At 52.8% G+C, this 16,374-nt stretch carries 17 protein-coding genes and 1 tRNA gene; 5 read left to right on the top strand and 13 right to left on the bottom strand.

From position 1 onward, the window contains the following. Nucleotides 1-151 precede the first annotated feature (151 nt). The 4 genes from deoD to deoC all read right to left on the bottom strand — a co-directional run bounded on the left by deoD (nucleotide 152) and on the right by deoC (nucleotide 4,454). Nucleotides 152-871: a purine-nucleoside phosphorylase gene (gene deoD, locus FTE26_RS14975; RefSeq protein ID WP_000224877.1), complete on the bottom strand. Its 720-nt coding sequence runs from the start codon at nucleotides 869-871 to the stop codon at nucleotides 152-154. A gap of 79 nt (nucleotides 872-950) precedes the next feature. Next, the gene (deoB, locus tag FTE26_RS14970) at nucleotides 951-2,174 is read right to left on the bottom strand and encodes a phosphopentomutase (protein WP_000816471.1); all 1,224 of its coding nucleotides are present in this window, start codon (nucleotides 2,172-2,174) and stop codon (nucleotides 951-953) included. A gap of 51 nt (nucleotides 2,175-2,225) precedes the next feature. Then, nucleotides 2,226-3,548 (bottom strand): thymidine phosphorylase, encoded by a 1,323-nt coding sequence (gene deoA / locus FTE26_RS14965; protein WP_000477811.1) that lies wholly within the window; start codon nucleotides 3,546-3,548, stop codon nucleotides 2,226-2,228. A 126-nt stretch (nucleotides 3,549-3,674) separates the two neighbouring features. Continuing rightward, a complete protein-coding gene (gene deoC, locus FTE26_RS14960) occupies nucleotides 3,675-4,454 on the bottom strand; it encodes a deoxyribose-phosphate aldolase (protein WP_001295412.1) in 780 nt (259 codons plus the stop codon). Nucleotides 4,455-4,711: 257 nt separating this feature from the next. On the opposite strand from deoC, the gene FTE26_RS14955 reads away from it, so the two are divergent. After that, nucleotides 4,712-6,262 (top strand): YjjI family glycine radical enzyme, encoded by a 1,551-nt coding sequence (locus FTE26_RS14955; RefSeq protein WP_001143253.1) that lies wholly within the window; start codon nucleotides 4,712-4,714, stop codon nucleotides 6,260-6,262. Further along, nucleotides 6,234-7,097, top strand: a complete 864-nt coding sequence (locus tag FTE26_RS14950; protein ID WP_001088423.1) for a YjjW family glycine radical enzyme activase — start codon at nucleotides 6,234-6,236, stop codon at nucleotides 7,095-7,097. The genes FTE26_RS14955 and FTE26_RS14950 overlap by 29 nt, the downstream gene beginning before the upstream one ends. A 112-nt stretch (nucleotides 7,098-7,209) precedes the next feature. Here the strand turns inward: FTE26_RS14950 and FTE26_RS14945 are convergent, their stop codons facing one another. The 8 genes from FTE26_RS14945 to holD form a co-directional block, all read right to left on the bottom strand. Continuing rightward, nucleotides 7,210-7,992 carry a metal-dependent hydrolase gene (locus FTE26_RS14945; protein WP_000563066.1) on the bottom strand — a complete coding sequence of 261 codons (783 nt, stop codon included), beginning with the start codon at nucleotides 7,990-7,992 and terminating at the stop codon, nucleotides 7,210-7,212. Beyond that, nucleotides 7,989-9,062: a patatin-like phospholipase family protein gene (locus tag FTE26_RS14940; protein ID WP_000531527.1), complete on the bottom strand. Its 1,074-nt coding sequence runs from the start codon at nucleotides 9,060-9,062 to the stop codon at nucleotides 7,989-7,991. The genes FTE26_RS14945 and FTE26_RS14940 overlap by 4 nt, the downstream gene beginning before the upstream one ends. A gap of 121 nt (nucleotides 9,063-9,183) precedes the next feature. After that, the gene (locus FTE26_RS14935) at nucleotides 9,184-9,345 is read right to left on the bottom strand and encodes a DUF1328 domain-containing protein (protein ID WP_000490275.1); all 162 of its coding nucleotides are present in this window, start codon (nucleotides 9,343-9,345) and stop codon (nucleotides 9,184-9,186) included. Nucleotides 9,346-9,471: 126 nt separating this feature from the next. Beyond that, the gene (gene osmY / locus FTE26_RS14930) at nucleotides 9,472-10,077 is read right to left on the bottom strand and encodes a molecular chaperone OsmY (protein WP_001348455.1); all 606 of its coding nucleotides are present in this window, start codon (nucleotides 10,075-10,077) and stop codon (nucleotides 9,472-9,474) included. Nucleotides 10,078-10,469: 392 nt separating this feature from the next. Then, nucleotides 10,470-12,059: a peptide chain release factor 3 gene (gene prfC, locus FTE26_RS14925; RefSeq protein WP_000175943.1), complete on the bottom strand. Its 1,590-nt coding sequence runs from the start codon at nucleotides 12,057-12,059 to the stop codon at nucleotides 10,470-10,472. Between the two features lie 90 nt (nucleotides 12,060-12,149). Then, nucleotides 12,150-12,827 carry a pyrimidine 5'-nucleotidase gene (gene yjjG, locus FTE26_RS14920; protein ID WP_000870700.1) on the bottom strand — a complete coding sequence of 226 codons (678 nt, stop codon included), beginning with the start codon at nucleotides 12,825-12,827 and terminating at the stop codon, nucleotides 12,150-12,152. A 14-nt stretch (nucleotides 12,828-12,841) separates the two neighbouring features. Beyond that, a complete protein-coding gene (gene rimI / locus FTE26_RS14915; protein ID WP_001092461.1) occupies nucleotides 12,842-13,288 on the bottom strand; it encodes a ribosomal protein S18-alanine N-acetyltransferase in 447 nt (148 codons plus the stop codon). Next, nucleotides 13,257-13,670, bottom strand: a complete 414-nt coding sequence (gene holD / locus FTE26_RS14910) for a DNA polymerase III subunit psi (protein ID WP_000204016.1) — start codon at nucleotides 13,668-13,670, stop codon at nucleotides 13,257-13,259. The genes rimI and holD overlap by 32 nt, the downstream gene beginning before the upstream one ends. Nucleotides 13,671-13,772: 102 nt before the next feature. On the opposite strand from holD, the gene rsmC reads away from it, so the two are divergent. After that, nucleotides 13,773-14,804 (top strand): 16S rRNA (guanine(1207)-N(2))-methyltransferase RsmC, encoded by a 1,032-nt coding sequence (gene rsmC / locus FTE26_RS14905; protein WP_001272319.1) that lies wholly within the window; start codon nucleotides 13,773-13,775, stop codon nucleotides 14,802-14,804. Nucleotides 14,805-15,071: 267 nt separating this feature from the next. Further along, a tRNA-Leu gene (locus FTE26_RS14900) sits at nucleotides 15,072-15,158 on the top strand. A 38-nt stretch (nucleotides 15,159-15,196) separates the two neighbouring features. Here FTE26_RS14900 and FTE26_RS14895 read toward each other — a convergent pair. Beyond that, nucleotides 15,197-15,433, bottom strand: coding sequence for a DUF1435 domain-containing protein (locus tag FTE26_RS14895; RefSeq protein WP_001350368.1), 237 nt, complete (start codon nucleotides 15,431-15,433; stop codon nucleotides 15,197-15,199). Nucleotides 15,434-15,573: 140 nt separating this feature from the next. Between FTE26_RS14895 and fhuF the strand changes: the two genes are divergently transcribed. Further along, on the top strand, nucleotides 15,574-16,362 hold the full coding sequence (gene fhuF / locus FTE26_RS14890; RefSeq protein WP_000331602.1) for a siderophore-iron reductase FhuF: 789 nt from the start codon (nucleotides 15,574-15,576) through the stop codon (nucleotides 16,360-16,362). Nucleotides 16,363-16,374: the final 12 nt, after the last annotated feature.

Genomic DNA, 16,374 nt, shown 5'->3' with positions numbered 1-16,374 from the left:
TGAATAGATACTTGAATAGATTTTATTTTCTATCCATATGAAAAATAATAGTAAATCTATAAATCAGTTGCTATTGATGAATAGATACTAAAAAGCCGGAGCAGTCTCCCACTCCGGCTTCACACGACAATCGCCTTTCAGCGAAACACAATTACTCTTTATCGCCCAGCAGAACGGATTCCAGTGCGATTTTGATCATGTCGTTGAAGGTGGTCTGACGCTCAGCGGCAGTGGTCTGCTCGTGAGTGCGGATGTGGTCAGACACGGTACAGATGGTCAGGGCTTTCGCGCCAAATTCTGCAGCGACGCCGTAGATACCAGCCGCTTCCATTTCCACGCCGAGGATGCCGTATTTTTCCATCACGTCGAACATTTCGCCGTCCGGAGAGTAGAACAGGTCAGCGGAGAACAGGTTACCAACGCGAGCATCAATGCCCAGTGCTTTAGCCGCGTCTACCGCGTTACGCACCATGTCAAAGTCAGCGATAGCGGCAAAGTCATGATCTTTAAAACGGATGCGGTTAACTTTGGAATCGGTGCAGGCACCCATACCGATAACGACGTCGCGCAGTTTTACGTGCGGCAGAACTGCGCCACAGGAACCCACGCGGATAATTTTCTTCACGCCGAAATCGGTGATCAGTTCTTTGGTGTAGATGGAGCAGGACGGGATACCCATACCGTGACCCATTACGGAAATTTTGCGGCCTTTATAAGTACCGGTGAAGCCCAGCATACCGCGAACGTTGTTCACTTCACGGGCATCTTCAAGGAAAGTTTCAGCAATATACTTTGCACGCAGCGGGTCGCCTGGCATCAAAACTACGTCAGCGAAATCGCCCATTTCTGCATTAATGTGTGGGGTAGCCATTGTTTTATCCTTATCTACATGTTTTCACCCTCTCCCTGAGGGAGAGGGCCGGGGTGAGGGCATCAAGCCGCACCCATTATCAGAACATGGCTTTGCCATATTCCATATCAGAAGTACCAAAATATTTTGCCAGAGTCTGGCCGATATCCGCGAAGGTTTCACGGTGACCCAGTGAGCCCGGTTTTACTTTCGGGCCGTAAACCAGTACCGGAATGTGTTCACGCGTGTGATCAGTACCGGTCCAGGTCGGATCACAACCGTGGTCAGCAGTGAGGATCAGGATGTCGTCATCGCGCAGCAGAGACATCAGCTCCGGCAGACGGCGGTCGAACAGTTCCAGACCCGCCGCATAACCTGCGACGTCGCGACGGTGGCCCCAGGAAGAGTCGAAGTCAACGAAGTTGGTGAAGACGATGGTGTTATCACCCGCTTCTTTCATCTCTTTGATGGTGGCGTCAAACAGCGCGTCCAGGCCAGTTGCTTTCACTTTCTTGGTGATACCGCAGTTGGCGTAGATGTCTGCAATTTTACCGACAGAAACCACCTGACCGTGTTTTTCATCAACCAGTTTCTGCAGCACGGTCGGTGCTGGCGGCTCAACAGCCAGGTCGTGACGGTTACCGGTACGCTGGAAGTTACCGGCTTTGTCGCCAATAAACGGACGAGCGATAACACGACCGATGTTGTAGCCGCCGTTGGTCAGCTCTTCACGGGCGATTTCGCACAGTTCGTAGAGTTTATCCAGGCCAAAGGTTTCTTCGTGGCAGGCAATCTGGAACACGGAGTCAGCGGAGGTATAGAAAATCGGCTTGCCGGTTTTCATGTGCTCTTCGCCCAGCTGATCCAGAATGACCGTACCGGAAGAGTGGCAGTTACCGAGATAACCAGGCAGGTTAGCGCGTTCAACCAGTTTATCCAGCAGCTCTTGCGGGAAGCTGTTTTCGTGATCGGAGAAGTATCCCCACTCAAACAGAACCGGGACACCGGCGATTTCCCAGTGACCAGACGGGGTATCTTTACCGGATGACATTTCGTGCGCCCATGCGTACGCGCCGATAACTTCAGCGTTGCCGTCCATTCCCGCCGGAATGAAACCGGTAGAACCTTCGTGTGCTTTCGCCAGCCCCAGACGGGTCAGATTTGGCAGATTGAGCGGGCCTTTACGACCGTTATCAGCTTCGCCTTTAGCACAAGCTTCTGCGATATGACCCAGGGTGTCAGCCCCGACGTCACCAAAGCGTTCTGCATCTTCTGTAGCGCCGATGCCGAATGAGTCCAGCACCATAATAAATGCACGTTTCATATGTTCTCCGTACTCAGTGCTTCAAATTTAAATGATCAGATCAGTATACCGTTATTCGCTGATACGGCGATAGACAGTTGGTGTGCTTTCCGGTGCTTTATCGGCAAGTTTAATTGCCGCTTTCACCGCTTTCGCCGCTTCCTGCCAGCTGTTTTCGTCTTTCGCGTGGATAACCGCCAGCGGACGCTGACCGTCTACCTGGTCGCCCAGACGCGCCATATCAGTAAAGCCGACGCTGTAATCAATGGTGTCAGATGCCTGACGACGACCGCCGCCCATTGCAACCACTGCCATCCCCAGCGCGCGGGTATCCATTTCACTGACAAAACCTTCGGTATCAGCATAGACTGCTTTCGTCAGCATCGCTGTCGGCAGATACTTCGCGTAGTTCTCAACGAAGTCGGTTGGGCCTTTTTGTGCCGCTACCATACGACCAAAGACTTCTGCCGCTTTACCGTTGTCCAGCACTGCTTGCAATTTCGCGCGCGCTTCGGCGTCATCTTTCGCCAGTTTGCCGGAGATAAGCATCTCCACGCACAGCGCCATCGTGACATCAAACAGACGCGGGTTACGATATTCACCCGTCAGGAACTGCACCGCTTCACGAACTTCAACCGCGTTACCTGCACTGGAGGCCAGTACCTGATTCATATCGGTGAGCAGCGCGGTGGTGCGCACGCCAGCGCCGTTAGCCACGCCAACAATCGCTTCGGCAAGGGCTTCAGAGAGTTCGTAGGTCGGCATAAACGCACCGCTACCCACTTTCACGTCCATCACCAGCGCATCCAGACCTTCCGCCAGTTTCTTCGCCAGGATCGAGGCAGTGATCAGCGGGATGGAGTCCACGGTTGCGGTAATATCACGGGTCGCGTAGAAACGTTTATCCGCCGGAGCCAGTGAGCTGGTCTGGCCGATAATCGCTACGCCGACGTCTTTAATAATTTCGCGGAAACGGTTGTCATCCGGGAAAATGTCGAAGCCAGGGATGGATTCCAGTTTGTCGAGCGTACCGCCAGTATGACCGAGGCCGCGACCGGAGATCATCGGAATATAGCCGCCGCAGGCTGCGACCATCGGCCCCAACATCAGCGAAGTCACATCGCCGACGCCGCCGGTGGAGTGTTTATCAACAATCGGGCCATTCAGATGCAGGCTTTTCCAGTCGAGAACGGTTCCTGAATCTCGCATCGCCATGGTCAGCGAGACACGCTCAGGCATTGTCATATCGTGGAAGAAAATGGTCATCGCGAGGGCGGCAATCTGCCCTTCGGAGATAGTGTTGTCGCGAATACCGTTGATAAAGAAACGAATTTCTTCATCGCTTAGCGCATGACCATCACGTTTTTTACGAATAATTTCTTGTGCGAGAAACAAGGTAACCTCCCGAGGAAAAGAGTATGAGGCGGCTTTTGCCGGATGCGTCTACGCCTTATCCGGCCTACGGGTAGATACGTCTCGTAGGCCTGATAAGCGCAGCGCATCAGGCGTAAAGCATCTTACTTAGTAGCTGCTGGCGCTCTTACCGTCACCGTGGCCCAGCGCTTTCAACAGGCTTGCCAGCAGGCTGGAAGCACCAAAGCGGTAGTGACGCGCATCTGCCCAGTCAGCACCGAACAGTTCATCTGCGATGGCGAGATATTTCTGCGCATCTTCCGCAGTACGCACGCCGCCCGCTGGTTTGAAACCAACGGTTTTTTCTACGCCCATATCACGGATCACTTCCATCATGATGCGCGCGCTTTCCGGCGTCGCGTTCACAGCCACTTTACCGGTAGAGGTTTTGATGAAGTCCGCACCCGCTTTGATGGAGATTTCAGACGCTTTACGGATCAGCGCTTCGTCTTTCAGTTCGCCGGTTTCGATGATCACTTTCAGCAGTACATTCGCTGCCGCGCAAGCCTCTTTACAGGCTTTCACCAGGTCAAAACCAACCTGCTCGTTACCCGCCATCAGCGCGCGGTACGGGAACACAACGTCAACTTCATCAGCACCGTAGGCGATTGCCGCACGGGTTTCTGCCAGCGCGATTTCGATGTCATCGTTACCGTGTGGGAAGTTGGTTACCGTAGCGATTCGGATTTCCGGGGTGCCCTGCTCTTTCAGCGTTTTGCGAGCAATCGGGATAAAGCGAGGATAGATACAGATAGCGGCGGTATTGCCGACCGGAGTTTTGGCCTGATGACACAGAGCAATTACTTTCTCGTCGGTGTCGTCGTCATTCAGGGTGGTCAGGTCCATCAATTTCAGTGCACGCAGGCTGCTTGCTTTCAGATCAGTCATTTCATTCTCCTGGCTTGTCGCCAATAAAATTCACCTTGCGAGTTTGTTAGTATTCTAACATCTACTCCGCAACACACTTCGATATACATCACAATTAAGGAAATCTACTTACAAGTTTGCATCACTGTAATGCGATCTGGTTCAAATAATTCACTTTCAAATGAATGCGTCAGTGGTGGCAAACGCATCAGGATCAAAGTGAACATCACGAAACTTCTTACAATGGCGCATCACCTTCGGCATAAAAGGAAAAGAAGATGCCCACTTCTCATGAAAATGCACTGCAACAACGTTGCCAGCAAATTGTCACCAGCCCAGTGCTTAGCCCGGAGCAGAAGCGCCATTTTCTGGCTCTGGAAGCAGAAAACAATCTGCCTTATCCGCAGCTTCCTGCCGAAGCCCGCCGCGCGCTGGATGAGGGTGTAATCTGCGATATGTTTGAAGGTCATGCGCCGTACAAACCGCGCTATGTCTTACCCGATTACGCCCGTTTTCTGGCGAACGGTTCCGAATGGCTGGAGCTGGAAGGCGCGAAAGATCTTGATGACGCACTCTCTCTGCTGACCATTCTTTACCACCACGTACCGTCGGTCACATCGATGCCGGTCTACCTGGGGCAACTGGATGCGTTGTTGCAACCGTATGTTAGAATTCTAACACAAGACGAGATCGATGTTCGAATAAAACGTTTCTGGCGTTACCTCGACAGAACCCTGCCAGACGCCTTTATGCACGCCAATATCGGCCCGTCTGATTCGCCCATTACCCGCGCGATCTTACGTGCAGACGCAGAGTTGAAGCAGGTTTCACCGAACCTGACCTTTATCTACGATCCTGAAATCACCCCTGATGACCTGCTGCTGGAAGTGGCGAAGAACATCTGTGAATGTAGCAAACCGCACATCGCCAACGGTCCGGTGCATGATAAAATTTTCACAAAAGGGGGCTACGGGATTGTGAGCTGTTACAACTCACTGCCGCTGGCGGGTGGTGGCAGCACGCTGGTACGCCTTAACCTGAAAGCCATTGCCGAGCGCAGCGAATCGCTGGATGACTTCTTTACGCGCACTCTACCGCACTACTGCCAGCAGCAGATCGCCATCATCGATGCGCGGTGTGAATTCCTCTATCAACAATCACACTTCTTTGAGAATAGCTTCCTGGTGAAAGAAGGGCTGATTAACCCTGAACGTTTTGTGCCAATGTTTGGCATGTATGGGCTGGCGGAAGCGGTTAACTTGCTGTGTGAGAAAGAAGGGATTGCCGCGCGCTACGGTAAAGAAGCCGCCGCAAATGAAGTGGGTTATCGCATCAGCGCGCAACTGGCGGAGTTTGTCGCCAATACCCCCGTGAAATATGGCTGGCAAAAACGCGCCATGTTACACGCACAGTCGGGGATCAGTTCCGATATCGGCACCACGCCGGGCGCGCGTTTGCCGTATGGCGATGAGCCAGATCCGATCACCCATCTGCAAACTGTCGCCCCGCATCATGCTTATTATTATTCCGGCATCAGCGACATTCTGACGCTCGACGAAACCATCAAACGTAACCCGCAGGCACTGGTACAGCTTTGCCTCGGTGCCTTTAAAGCCGGAATGCGTGAATTTACTGCCAATGTCAGCGGTAACGATCTGGTTCGCGTTACCGGTTATATGGTGCGTTTGTCGGACTTAGAAAAATATCGCGCCGAAGGTTCACGCACCAACACCACCTGGCTGGGCGAAGAAGCCGCACGCAACACTCGTATTCTGGAACGCCAGCCGCGCGTGATAAGCCATGAACAGCAGATGCGCTTTAGTCAGTAAGATTATCCCCTTCTCCTGCGTTGACGGGCCAGGCAGTCGTCTGGCTCTGTTTTTGCAGGGCTGCAATCTGCGCTGCAAAAACTGTCACAATCCGTGGACGATGGGACGCTGCAATGATTGCGGGGAGTGCGTGCCACAGTGTCCGCATCAGGCATTGCAGATTGTTGACGGCAACGTACTGTGGAACGCTGTGGTTTGCGAGCAGTGTGATACCTGCCTGAAGATGTGTCCGCAACATGCCACGCCAATGGCGCAATCCATGAGCGTGGATGAGGTGCTTAGCCATATCCGCAAAGCGGTGCTGTTTATTGAAGGGATAACGGTAAGCGGCGGCGAAGCCACGACCCAACTGCCGTTTGTAGTGGCGCTATTTACAGCCATCAAAAACGATCCGCAACTGCGCCACCTCACCTGCCTCGTGGACAGTAACGGTATGTTGAGCGAAACCGGCTGGGAAAAATTACTCCCGGTGTGCGACGGCGCGATGCTCGATCTCAAAGCGTGGGGGAGCGAATGTCATCAGCAATTAACCGGACGCGATAATCAGCAGATTAAGCGCAGCATCTGTTTGCTGGCAGAGCGCGGTAAGCTGGCGGAACTGCGTTTGCTGGTAATTCCAGACCAGGTGGATTATTTGCATCACATCGATGAGCTGGCGACGTTTATCAAGAGACTTGGCGATGTTCCGGTTCGCCTGAATGCGTTTCATGCCCACGGCGTGTATGGCGAGGCGCAAAGCTGGGCGAGCGCCACGCCGGAAGACGTTGAGCCGTTGGCTGATGCGTTAAAGGTGCGCGGGGTGAGCCGGTTGATATTTCCGGCGCTCTATTTGTGACATGCCGGATACGGCCTACGGTTCGGCACAAACCTGTAGGCATGATAAGACGCGACAAGCGTCGCATCAGGCATTATGCGCCGACTGCCGGATGCTGCCTACGAAGGGTAAACTACCCACGAACGCTAAACACCGCATACGTATTATTAAGCAACACTTCGGCAATCTCATCTTCTGGTTCCGGACGTAACTCGCAAAGCACGTCAAACACCCGCGCAGCCTGTTCCGGGCGGTTAGGCTTCCCCTGAAAGCCGTTGAGCGGCATATCCGGCGCGTCGGTTTCCAGCAACAACGATGCCAGCGGTAATTTTGCGATGACATCGCGGGTTTTACTGGCGCGTGGATAGGTGATAGTACCGCCTACGCCGATTTTGTAGCCCAGCTGTACAAACCGCTCGGCCTGTTGCAGGCTGCCGGAAAAACCGTGAACCACGCCAGTGCGCGATAAATCGTGGCGTTTAAGATGCATCGCCAGTTTGTCGTGTGTGCGCCGTGAATGCAGGATCACCGGCAGATCGTAGCGTTTCGCCAGTTTCAGTTGTTCGTCGAGTAACCACTGCTGCCTCTCAAATTGCGGATCGTCGCCGAAGAGATCCAGACCGATCTCCCCCACCGCCACCACCTTCGCTGGACGCCTTTCCAGCGCCTGCTGTAGCTGATCAAGAGACACATCGCTATGTTTTTCCAACATCCCCGGATGCAAGCCCAATGCGGCATACAGCGGTTGATATTTTTCCGCTAACGCCTGCACGCGGGCAAAATTTTCCGCCTCTGTCGCCGGAACAATGATCTTGCCTACGCCCGCTTGTGCCGCGCGTTGCAGGCTGGCCTCTTCATCGCCACTAAACGGCGGGAAATCAAAATGGCAGTGGGTGTCGATAAAACGGCAAATCAAGCCAGATCCTCATTGTTAAATGTCGGGTCGTTCGCCTGCGGAGCATCGCTCACTTCGGCAACCAGCGTATCGTTGGCGACTGGCGCAGGCGGAATAACGATCGATTCCGGCGTCACCACTGGCACCAGATGGCGGGTAAGCGGCGCTTTTTCAGTTAATAGCTTGCCAACCGTGGCGAGGAAATATCGCCCGCATAAACGCCCAAGTTTATAGTCTTCACGCAGCGCCGGAATCCGACTGCCAAGCGCGATACTATGTAATGGCTTCGGTGGATAAATTTCGAATATCCGCAGCTTGCCCGGTGGTTTCTCAATAAATTGCTGGATGTCACGATAGCTGGTTTCATGATGCTGCACCAGATTAACCAGCGGCTGCAGGCTACTGTCACCCAGCCAGCGTTCCATGCGTTTGAACCACTGCGGCGTGTAGTACATTTGTGACGGCACAGTGCGAATGACGACCAACGTTTTAGCGCCCTGCCTTGCCGCCTCTTTAACCGGAATCGCATCACTGATCCCGCCATCCAGGTAGTTAATGCCTTCCAGCGACACTCCGCTACGATAAAAGCCAGGTATCGCACTGGAGGCGCGAATCACATCCAGCCAGTTTTGTTTGGTTGGTAAAAAGTAATTCGGCGCATAGTCATCCTGACGACAGGCGCACATATAAAACGATTTGCCGCTGTCAAACAACCGCGCGGCGGTATCCATTTGCAACGGCATCTGACTTGCGGTGGCCTCCACCAGCCAGTCGAGATCGATAAGATTTCCTCCACGCACAAAGCGCAATGGATCGAAAAATTCGCGTTTTGTGGTATAGCGCATGATGACTTTGCGCGCGTAACCGGGCTGATTGCAGATATACGCCGAGAGGTTCTGCGCCCCGGCAGATGTGCCGAGATAAAGATCGAAAGGATTAAACTGCGCGCGCATAAACTCATCCAGCACGCCAGCCGTGAAAATTCCACGCTGCCCGCCGCCTTCGCACACCAGAGCTATTCGTCCAGGCTGGAACGGCCTTAGCGACAACGGCGCAATATTACCAAGCGTTACAGGTATTCGCTGCCCCACCTCTGCCTTCCTGTTTTTGTTGTGAAAGAATGACAAAGTAACGCAATTTATTATTCGCTAAAACCGCAAAAGCCAGTCCGCTGGACTGGCTTTGGATAAAATTTTCTTAATGGTCTGAAATCTAGGGTCGTTTTCGGCCCATGAACAAACTCACCAGGAACAGAATAATCCCGACGACAAAGACAATTTTAGCTGCGCCTGCAGCGGTACCGGCCAGACCACCAAACCCAAGTGCGGCGGCGATTAACGCGATAACCAGAAATATGATGCCCCAACGAAACATAAGCGTCTCCTTTACCATAGTTAATGTCACCGCTTGATATGAGCGTGAAAATCACTCAATGCGATATTTTTAGTGTGGTGCACATCGCGCCTCCCGACAAAGTTCGGGAGGACGAATTACGACGAATTACTTAGTTTTCAGATCATTTTTAACGCTTTTCACACCATCTACCGCTTTGGCGATACTTTCAGCACGGTCGCTCTGTGCCTGGGAATCGACGGTACCGGAGAGCTGAACCACGCCGTCGGTGGTTTCAACTTTCACATGACGGGAAGGTACGATATCGTCCGCCAGCAGTTTGGCTTTGATTTCACTGGTGGTGGCGGTGTCACCCGCGTAGCCCTTCACAGAGCCTTCTTTAGCGTCGCGAACGTGCAGTTTGTCGCTGACAGAAGTCACGCCTTCAACGCCTTTCGCCACTTTCACTGCCTCTTCGGCCTGGGTCTGGCTTTCAACGAAACCGCTCAGGGTCACGACTTTTTGATCGGTTTTGACAGAGATATCGGTGCTCTTGATGTTGTCATGATCCACCAGCGCCGCCTTCACTTTCGCGGTGATGGCGCTGTCATCCATGAAATTACCGACTTTATTCATAGAGCTATCGACTTTTTGCCCTGCGCTTTCATTGGTAGTCTGTGCGTTGTTTTCCGCGTAGGCAGCGCCGGTCGCGACGGCAGAGGTCAACATTACAGCCAGCAGAGTTTTCGAAATCTTCAGTCTTGTCATAGTCATCGATTTATTCCTGTAAGTTTGCTCGTAATTTGAGCCTGGCAACACGAGGTTGCATTGCTGAATAGGGAGAGACTTCACCCTCTACAGAAGTCAATGGTCGCCATCACAAAAGCGATGGGTGATGAATAACGACCATTACAGCCTCTGAATCAGTTATTAATATCGGTAGAATGACAATCAACGGCTTTAGATACTGATATCTACGCATTGAACGGTATTTAACGCCGTCAGAAATGTCATTACTTTGTTAAATATAGATCACAATTTTGAAACCGCTCGGGATATCAGCGAAAACATAAGCAAAAGTGAATGTTTTAAGAACATTCCGTAAGCGGCTAATAAGGAAGGGAAATTGACAGGGCGCAGCGGCTACCGCGCCCTGGAGGCAAGAATTAATGCTCGCGGGTCTGGTGGAACTGAACGTCCGGATAACGTTCCTGCGCCAGGCGCAGGTTGACCATGCTGGTAGCGATGTAAGCGAGGTTATCGCCGCCATCAAGCGCCAGTTGGCTTTCGTTCTTACGCTTGAACTCTTCGAATTTCTTCGCGTCCGCACATTCTACCCAGCGGGCAGTGGCAACGTTGACTGATTCATATACTGCTTCAACGTTGTATTCGCTCTTCAGGCGCGATACCACCACATCAAACTGCAGCACACCAACTGCACCAACGATCAAATCGTTGTTGGAGATCGGACGGAACACCTGCACCGCGCCCTCTTCGGAAAGCTGTACCAGCCCTTTGAGCAGCTGTTTTTGCTTCAGCGGATCTTTCAGGCGGATACGACGGAACAGTTCTGGTGCGAAGTTCGGAATACCGGTGAACTTCATCATCTCACCCTGGGTAAAGGTGTCGCCGATCTGAATAGTGCCGTGGTTGTGCAGGCCGAGGATATCGCCCGGATACGCTTCTTCAACGTGCGAACGGTCACCCGCCATAAAGGTCAGCGCGTCGGAGATAACCACATCTTTCGCAGTACGCACCTGGCGCAGCTTCATGCCTTTTTCATATTTACCGGACACCACACGCATAAACGCCACGCGGTCGCGGTGTTTCGGGTCCATGTTGGCCTGAATTTTAAATACGAAGCCGGTAAATTTGTCTTCGCTCGCCTCTACGGTACGGGTATCAGTCTGACGCGGCATCGGCGCAGGTGCCCACTCCACCAGGCCATCCAGCATATGATCGACACCGAAGTTACCCAGCGCAGTACCGAAGAATACCGGAGTGATTTCGCCCGCAAGGAACAGCTCTTTGTCGAACTCGTTAGACGCGCCTTTCACCAGTTCCAGTTCGTCACGCAGCTGCTGTGCCAGATCTTCACCAACCGCAGCATCGAGATCCGGGTTATTCAGCCCTTTAACAATGCGGACTTCCTGAATGGTGTGCCCTTTACCGCTCTGATAGAGATAGGTTTCATCTTTATAAAGGTGGTAAACGCCTTTAAACAGCTTGCCGCAGCCAATTGGCCAGGTGATCGGTGCGCAGCCAATTTTCAGCTCGTTCTCAACTTCATCGAGCAATTCCATCGGGTCGCGGATATCACGGTCAAGTTTGTTCATAAAGGTGAGGATCGGCGTGTCGCGCAGACGGGTAACTTCCATCAGCTTACGGGTACGATCTTCAACACCTTTTGCGGCGTCGATAACCATCAGGCAGCAGTCCACCGCCGTCAGGGTACGATAGGTATCTTCCGAGAAGTCTTCATGCCCCGGGGTGTCGAGCAGGTTAACCAGGCAATCGTGATACGGAAACTGCATCACAGACGTAGTAATGGAGATCCCACGCTGCTTTTCCATCTCCATCCAGTCCGACTTAGCGTGCTGGTTGGAACCACGGCCTTTTACTGTACCGGCGGTCTGAATGGCCTGTCCGAACAGCAGCACCTTCTCGGTGATGGTAGTCTTACCGGCGTCCGGGTGAGAAATAATGGCAAAAGTGCGGCGCTTCGCCACCTCTTGCAAATAAGGAGACAACGTCATAATTCTTTCTTCTTGAGTAAGCGGCATCGCGCCGCGCTTGTTGAAAACGAAAAATTGCGGCTATTTTACCCATCAACGGGGGGGAGGCAATCAGTGTTTACACAGGAGCTGCTCCAGTTCGTGCAACGAAGAAACGGTCCAGGTGGGCGCGATGCCTTCTGGTTGCTCGCGATGGTGCGCATTCAGCCAGCAGGTCGCAAGCCCGGCGTTGATGCCACCGAGAATATCGGACTCGGCAGTGTCGCCAACCATCAGCACGCGTGAACGGTCAGGATTGCCCGCCTGTTCCAGCGCATAATCGAAAATTTTCTTATTCGGTTTGGCAACGCCAACTTCTTCGGAAATCACCAGCAAATCGAAGTAATCACGCAGGCCCGTGCGTTCCAGACGCACTTGCTGCAAGGCGCTAAAGCCGTTGGTGATGATGCCGATTTTGGCGTTGCCACGAATGGCGTTAAGCAGAGAAACCGCGCCCGGCAGCGGCGTGCAGATTTCCGCCATCGCATTAATAAAGGCATCGTTAAGCAAGCCTGCTTCAACTTTCAGCCGTTCGGCCCAGCTCTCAAAACGCCCGTGCTGAAGCTGTAATGAAGTGATCGCGCCGTTTTGATAATCCACCCACAGTGGCTTGTTAACGGCCTGATAGTCCTGAAAATCTTCAGCGGTAAAGGTGACGCTGTAATCAAGAAACATCCGCTGCAGGCCGGTGAATGAGTCAAAGGTAAACAGCGTTTCATCGGCATCAAAGAAAATCCAGTCCCACTTCATTATTCCACCTTGTCTTACATACTGATTGGCAACGCCATGATGATGGCGTCTTCGCGACCGTCCGTGGTGGGGTAGTAATTGCGGCGAATCGTCGCCTCGTTAAAGCCTAAACTTTCGTACAGGGCAATGGCGGCAGCGTTTGAAGCACGGACTTCCAGCCATAGTGTCGCCACGCCGCGTTTTTCCAGTTCGTCGATCAGATGTTCCAGCAGCGCCCTTCCCAATCCCTGACGCTGATAGTCAGGATCGACCGCAATATTGAACAATGTAGCTTCATCCAGCACCACTTGCGTAATCGCAAACGCCGCCATTTTGCCGTTTTGCGTTAACTGAAAGTTGAGATAACGCTCGCCCTGGTTGCTGGCAAAGGTTTTTTCACTCCACGGAAAGGCGTGGGCGCGTTGTTCAATGTGGTAAGCCGCCGGTAAATCAGTCGTTTCGAGGGAAGAAATCGTGTTCATATGTGCAAATTTGTTGCCATAACGCGGCGCGTGCCGTTGGGTTTGCCCGTAAATCGGTGAGCGCCGGTGATGCCACCTGAGCGCCTTCCAGTGATAGCGGTTCGTCAGTACCCAACCGCCAGCTGTTGCAGCGACTGCCTTGCGGCAGCATCGCGATTTTTTCTGGCGTCAGTTGCAGCACCTGGTCGGGGCTGACGGTTAATGCGCGCAGAACATCGCTCACTAAAGGATCAGTCAGGGCGGGAAGATCGTTTGCCACCATCACCAGACGGACGTGTGCCGGGATCGCAATGGCAATCTCCCCCTGCAACGCGCCAGGGCGACGCAGCGACCACTGGGTAATGCCCAGTTGCTGTAACTGCCAGTCTCGTCGGGATGTCATAGCGAATCGCTCCTGTTGTCAGGGGCGCAAATATAGCAAATTCGTCGATACCGCGCCAACATATGGCTATAATCGCCGCCAGTATCAATTGAGGAGCATTCCATGTCTGCATTTACCCCGGCAAGTGAAGTCTTGCTGCGTCACAGTGATGATTTCGAACAAAGCCGTATTCTGTTTGCCGGAGACTTACAGGATGACCTGCCCGCGCGTTTAGATACCGCGGCCAGCCGTGCTCATACCCAGCAATTCCACCACTGGCAGGTATTAAGCCGCCAGATGGGGGATAACGCCCGTTTCAGTCTGGTCGCCACGGCGGATGACGTCGCAGATTGCGATACGCTGATTTACTACTGGCCGAAGAACAAACCGGAAGCCCAGTTCCAGTTGATGAATTTACTTTCTCTGCTGCCGGTGGGGACGGATATTTTTGTCGTTGGCGAGAACCGCAGCGGCGTGCGCAGCGCCGAGCAGATGCTGGCAGATTATGCGCCGTTGAATAAAGTCGACAGCGCTCGTCGCTGTGGCCTCTATTTTGGTCGTCTGGAAAAACAGCCGGTATTTGATGCCGATAAATTCTGGGGCGAATACAGCGTCGATGGCCTGACGGTCAAAACGCTGCCTGGCGTGTTTAGCCGCGACGGTCTGGATGTCGGTAGCCAGTTGCTGCTCTCGACGTTAACTCCGCACACGAAAGGTAAAGTGCTGGATGTCGGCTGTGGCGCGGGGGTGCTTTCAGTTGCCTTTGCGCGCCATTCGCCGAAAATTCGTCTCACCTTGTGCGATGTCTCTGCGCCAGCGGTAGAAGCCAGCCGCGCAACACTTGCGGCCAACTGTGTTGAAGGTGAAGTCTTTGCCAGCAACGTCTTTTCCGAGGTGAAAGGTCGTTTTGATATGATCATCTCCAACCCGCCGTTCCACGATGGGATGCAAACCAGCCTGGATGCGGCGCAAACGCTGATTCGCGGCGCGGTGCGTCATCTTAATAGCGGCGGCGAGCTGCGAATTGTAGCGAACGCCTTCCTGCCTTACCCGGACGTGCTGGATGAGACATTTGGCTTCCATGAAGTGATTGCGCAAACCGGGCGTTTCAAGGTGTATCGCGCCATTATGACCCGCCAGGCGAAGAAAGGTTAATTATCTCGCCGAATACCGTGTCGGATGCGGCGTGAACGCCTTATCCGACCTACAAAACCTGCACGTTAGCCCTTCGTAGGCCAGATAAGACGCGCCAGTGTCGCATCTGGCATCTGCCCCCGCATGCCTACCAAACCTGCACGCTAGTTTCCTGATGGACATTTTTCCAGCAATTACACCTCCGGCGATAATTAACTATTGACGAAAAGCTGAAAACCACTAGAATGCGCCTCCGTGGTAGCAATTCTTTTTAAGAATTGATGGTATGCGAAGGTGGCGGAATTGGTAGACGCGCTAGCTTCAGGTGTTAGTGTCCTTACGGACGTGGGGGTTCAAGTCCCCCCCCTCGCACCAATTATCTTTACTTCCTTTCTTGTTTCTTCCTTGATTTTTCATCCCTGATTCAAATTCATTATCATCAGCATGATGCCAGCAATAAGCGCCAGGCACGATGGTAGCAAAACGTAATGCCGTAACTGTTTGTGATACAGCATCACCGGCGTCAATACTAATCCCATCAGAATGACAATCCGCCATTGATCAGGCGATAAATCCGCATACATCAGCCCTGCAATCAGCAATCCTGGCAGCAACACTCCCCAGCCACTGCCCAGCGTACGTTGCAACATGGTTTCATCTCTTTCATTGATAATGATAACCAATATCATATGATAATTTTTATCATTTGCAAGCCAGAGAAATCCCTTGCTATCGGATAAACCTATCGCTAGGATTAGCAATCATTATCATTTAGATTACTATCCCGATTATGGCCTATCGTTCCGCACCGCTCTATGAAGATGTTATCTGGCGAACGCATCTCCAGCCACAGGATGCTGGGCTTGCACAAGCCGTACGTGCGACGATCGCCGAACATCGTGAACATTTGCTGGAGTTTATCCGCCTGGATGAACCCGCTCCGCTTAACGCCATGACGCTGGCGCAATGGTCATCACCGAATGCGCTAAGTTCTCTACTCGCGGTCTATTCCGATCATATCTATCGCAACCAACCAACGATGATCCGCGAGAACAAACCGCTGATCTCACTATGGGCACAATGGTATATCGGCCTGATGGTGCCACCATTAATGCTGGCGCTACTGACGCAGGAAAAGGCATTAGATGTGTCGCCGGAACATTTCCATGCTGAGTTTCACGAAACCGGCCGTGCCGCCTGTTTCTGGGTCGATGTGTGTGAAGATAAAAACGCAACACCACATTCGCCGCAGCAGCGAATGGAAAGGTTAATCAGCCAGGCGCTGGTTCCGGTTGTGCAGGCACTAGAAGCGACCGGAGAGATCAACGGCAAACTTATCTGGAGTAATACCGGTTATTTGATCAACTGGTATCTTACTGAGATGAAGCAACTGCTCGGCGAGGCGACGGTTGAATCGCTGCGCCATGCCCTCTTTTTTGAGAAAACGCTTACTACCGGTGAAGATAATCCACTCTGGCGTACCGTGGTGCTACGCGACGGCCTGCTGGTGCGCCGGACCTGCTGCCAGCGTTATCGCTTACCGGATGTGCAGCAATGTGGCGATTGTACGCTGAAATGAAAGCACTGCCGG

The organism is Escherichia sp. S10b, assembly GCF_028421345.1.
Lineage (GTDB): Bacteria > Pseudomonadota > Gammaproteobacteria > Enterobacterales > Enterobacteriaceae > ECMA0423.
The sequence above is the reverse complement of the archived record's forward strand: the minus strand, read 5'-3'. Positions and strand labels throughout refer to the sequence as shown.

What these genes read in the sequence shown, in the direction of transcription:
- deoD (WP_000224877.1), bottom strand. Translation starts at nt 871, where the DNA reads ATGGCTACCCCACACATTAATGCAGAAATGGGCGATTTCGCTGACGTA.
- deoB (WP_000816471.1), bottom strand. Translation starts at nt 2,174, where the DNA reads ATGAAACGTGCATTTATTATGGTGCTGGACTCATTCGGCATCGGCGCT.
- deoC (WP_001295412.1), bottom strand. Translation starts at nt 4,454, where the DNA reads ATGACTGATCTGAAAGCAAGCAGCCTGCGTGCACTGAAATTGATGGAC.
- FTE26_RS14955 (WP_001143253.1), top strand. Translation starts at nt 4,712, where the DNA reads ATGCCCACTTCTCATGAAAATGCACTGCAACAACGTTGCCAGCAAATT.
- FTE26_RS14950 (WP_001088423.1), top strand. Translation starts at nt 6,234, where the DNA reads ATGAACAGCAGATGCGCTTTAGTCAGTAAGATTATCCCCTTCTCCTGC.
- FTE26_RS14935 (WP_000490275.1), bottom strand. Translation starts at nt 9,345, where the DNA reads ATGTTTCGTTGGGGCATCATATTTCTGGTTATCGCGTTAATCGCCGCC.
- osmY (WP_001348455.1), bottom strand. Translation starts at nt 10,077, where the DNA reads ATGACTATGACAAGACTGAAGATTTCGAAAACTCTGCTGGCTGTAATG.
- prfC (WP_000175943.1), bottom strand. Translation starts at nt 12,059, where the DNA reads ATGACGTTGTCTCCTTATTTGCAAGAGGTGGCGAAGCGCCGCACTTTT.
- yjjG (WP_000870700.1), bottom strand. Translation starts at nt 12,827, where the DNA reads ATGAAGTGGGACTGGATTTTCTTTGATGCCGATGAAACGCTGTTTACC.
- rimI (WP_001092461.1), bottom strand. Translation starts at nt 13,288, where the DNA reads ATGAACACGATTTCTTCCCTCGAAACGACTGATTTACCGGCGGCTTAC.
- holD (WP_000204016.1), bottom strand. Translation starts at nt 13,670, where the DNA reads ATGACATCCCGACGAGACTGGCAGTTACAGCAACTGGGCATTACCCAG.
- rsmC (WP_001272319.1), top strand. Translation starts at nt 13,773, where the DNA reads ATGTCTGCATTTACCCCGGCAAGTGAAGTCTTGCTGCGTCACAGTGAT.
- FTE26_RS14895 (WP_001350368.1), bottom strand. Translation starts at nt 15,433, where the DNA reads ATGTTGCAACGTACGCTGGGCAGTGGCTGGGGAGTGTTGCTGCCAGGA.
- fhuF (WP_000331602.1), top strand. Translation starts at nt 15,574, where the DNA reads ATGGCCTATCGTTCCGCACCGCTCTATGAAGATGTTATCTGGCGAACG.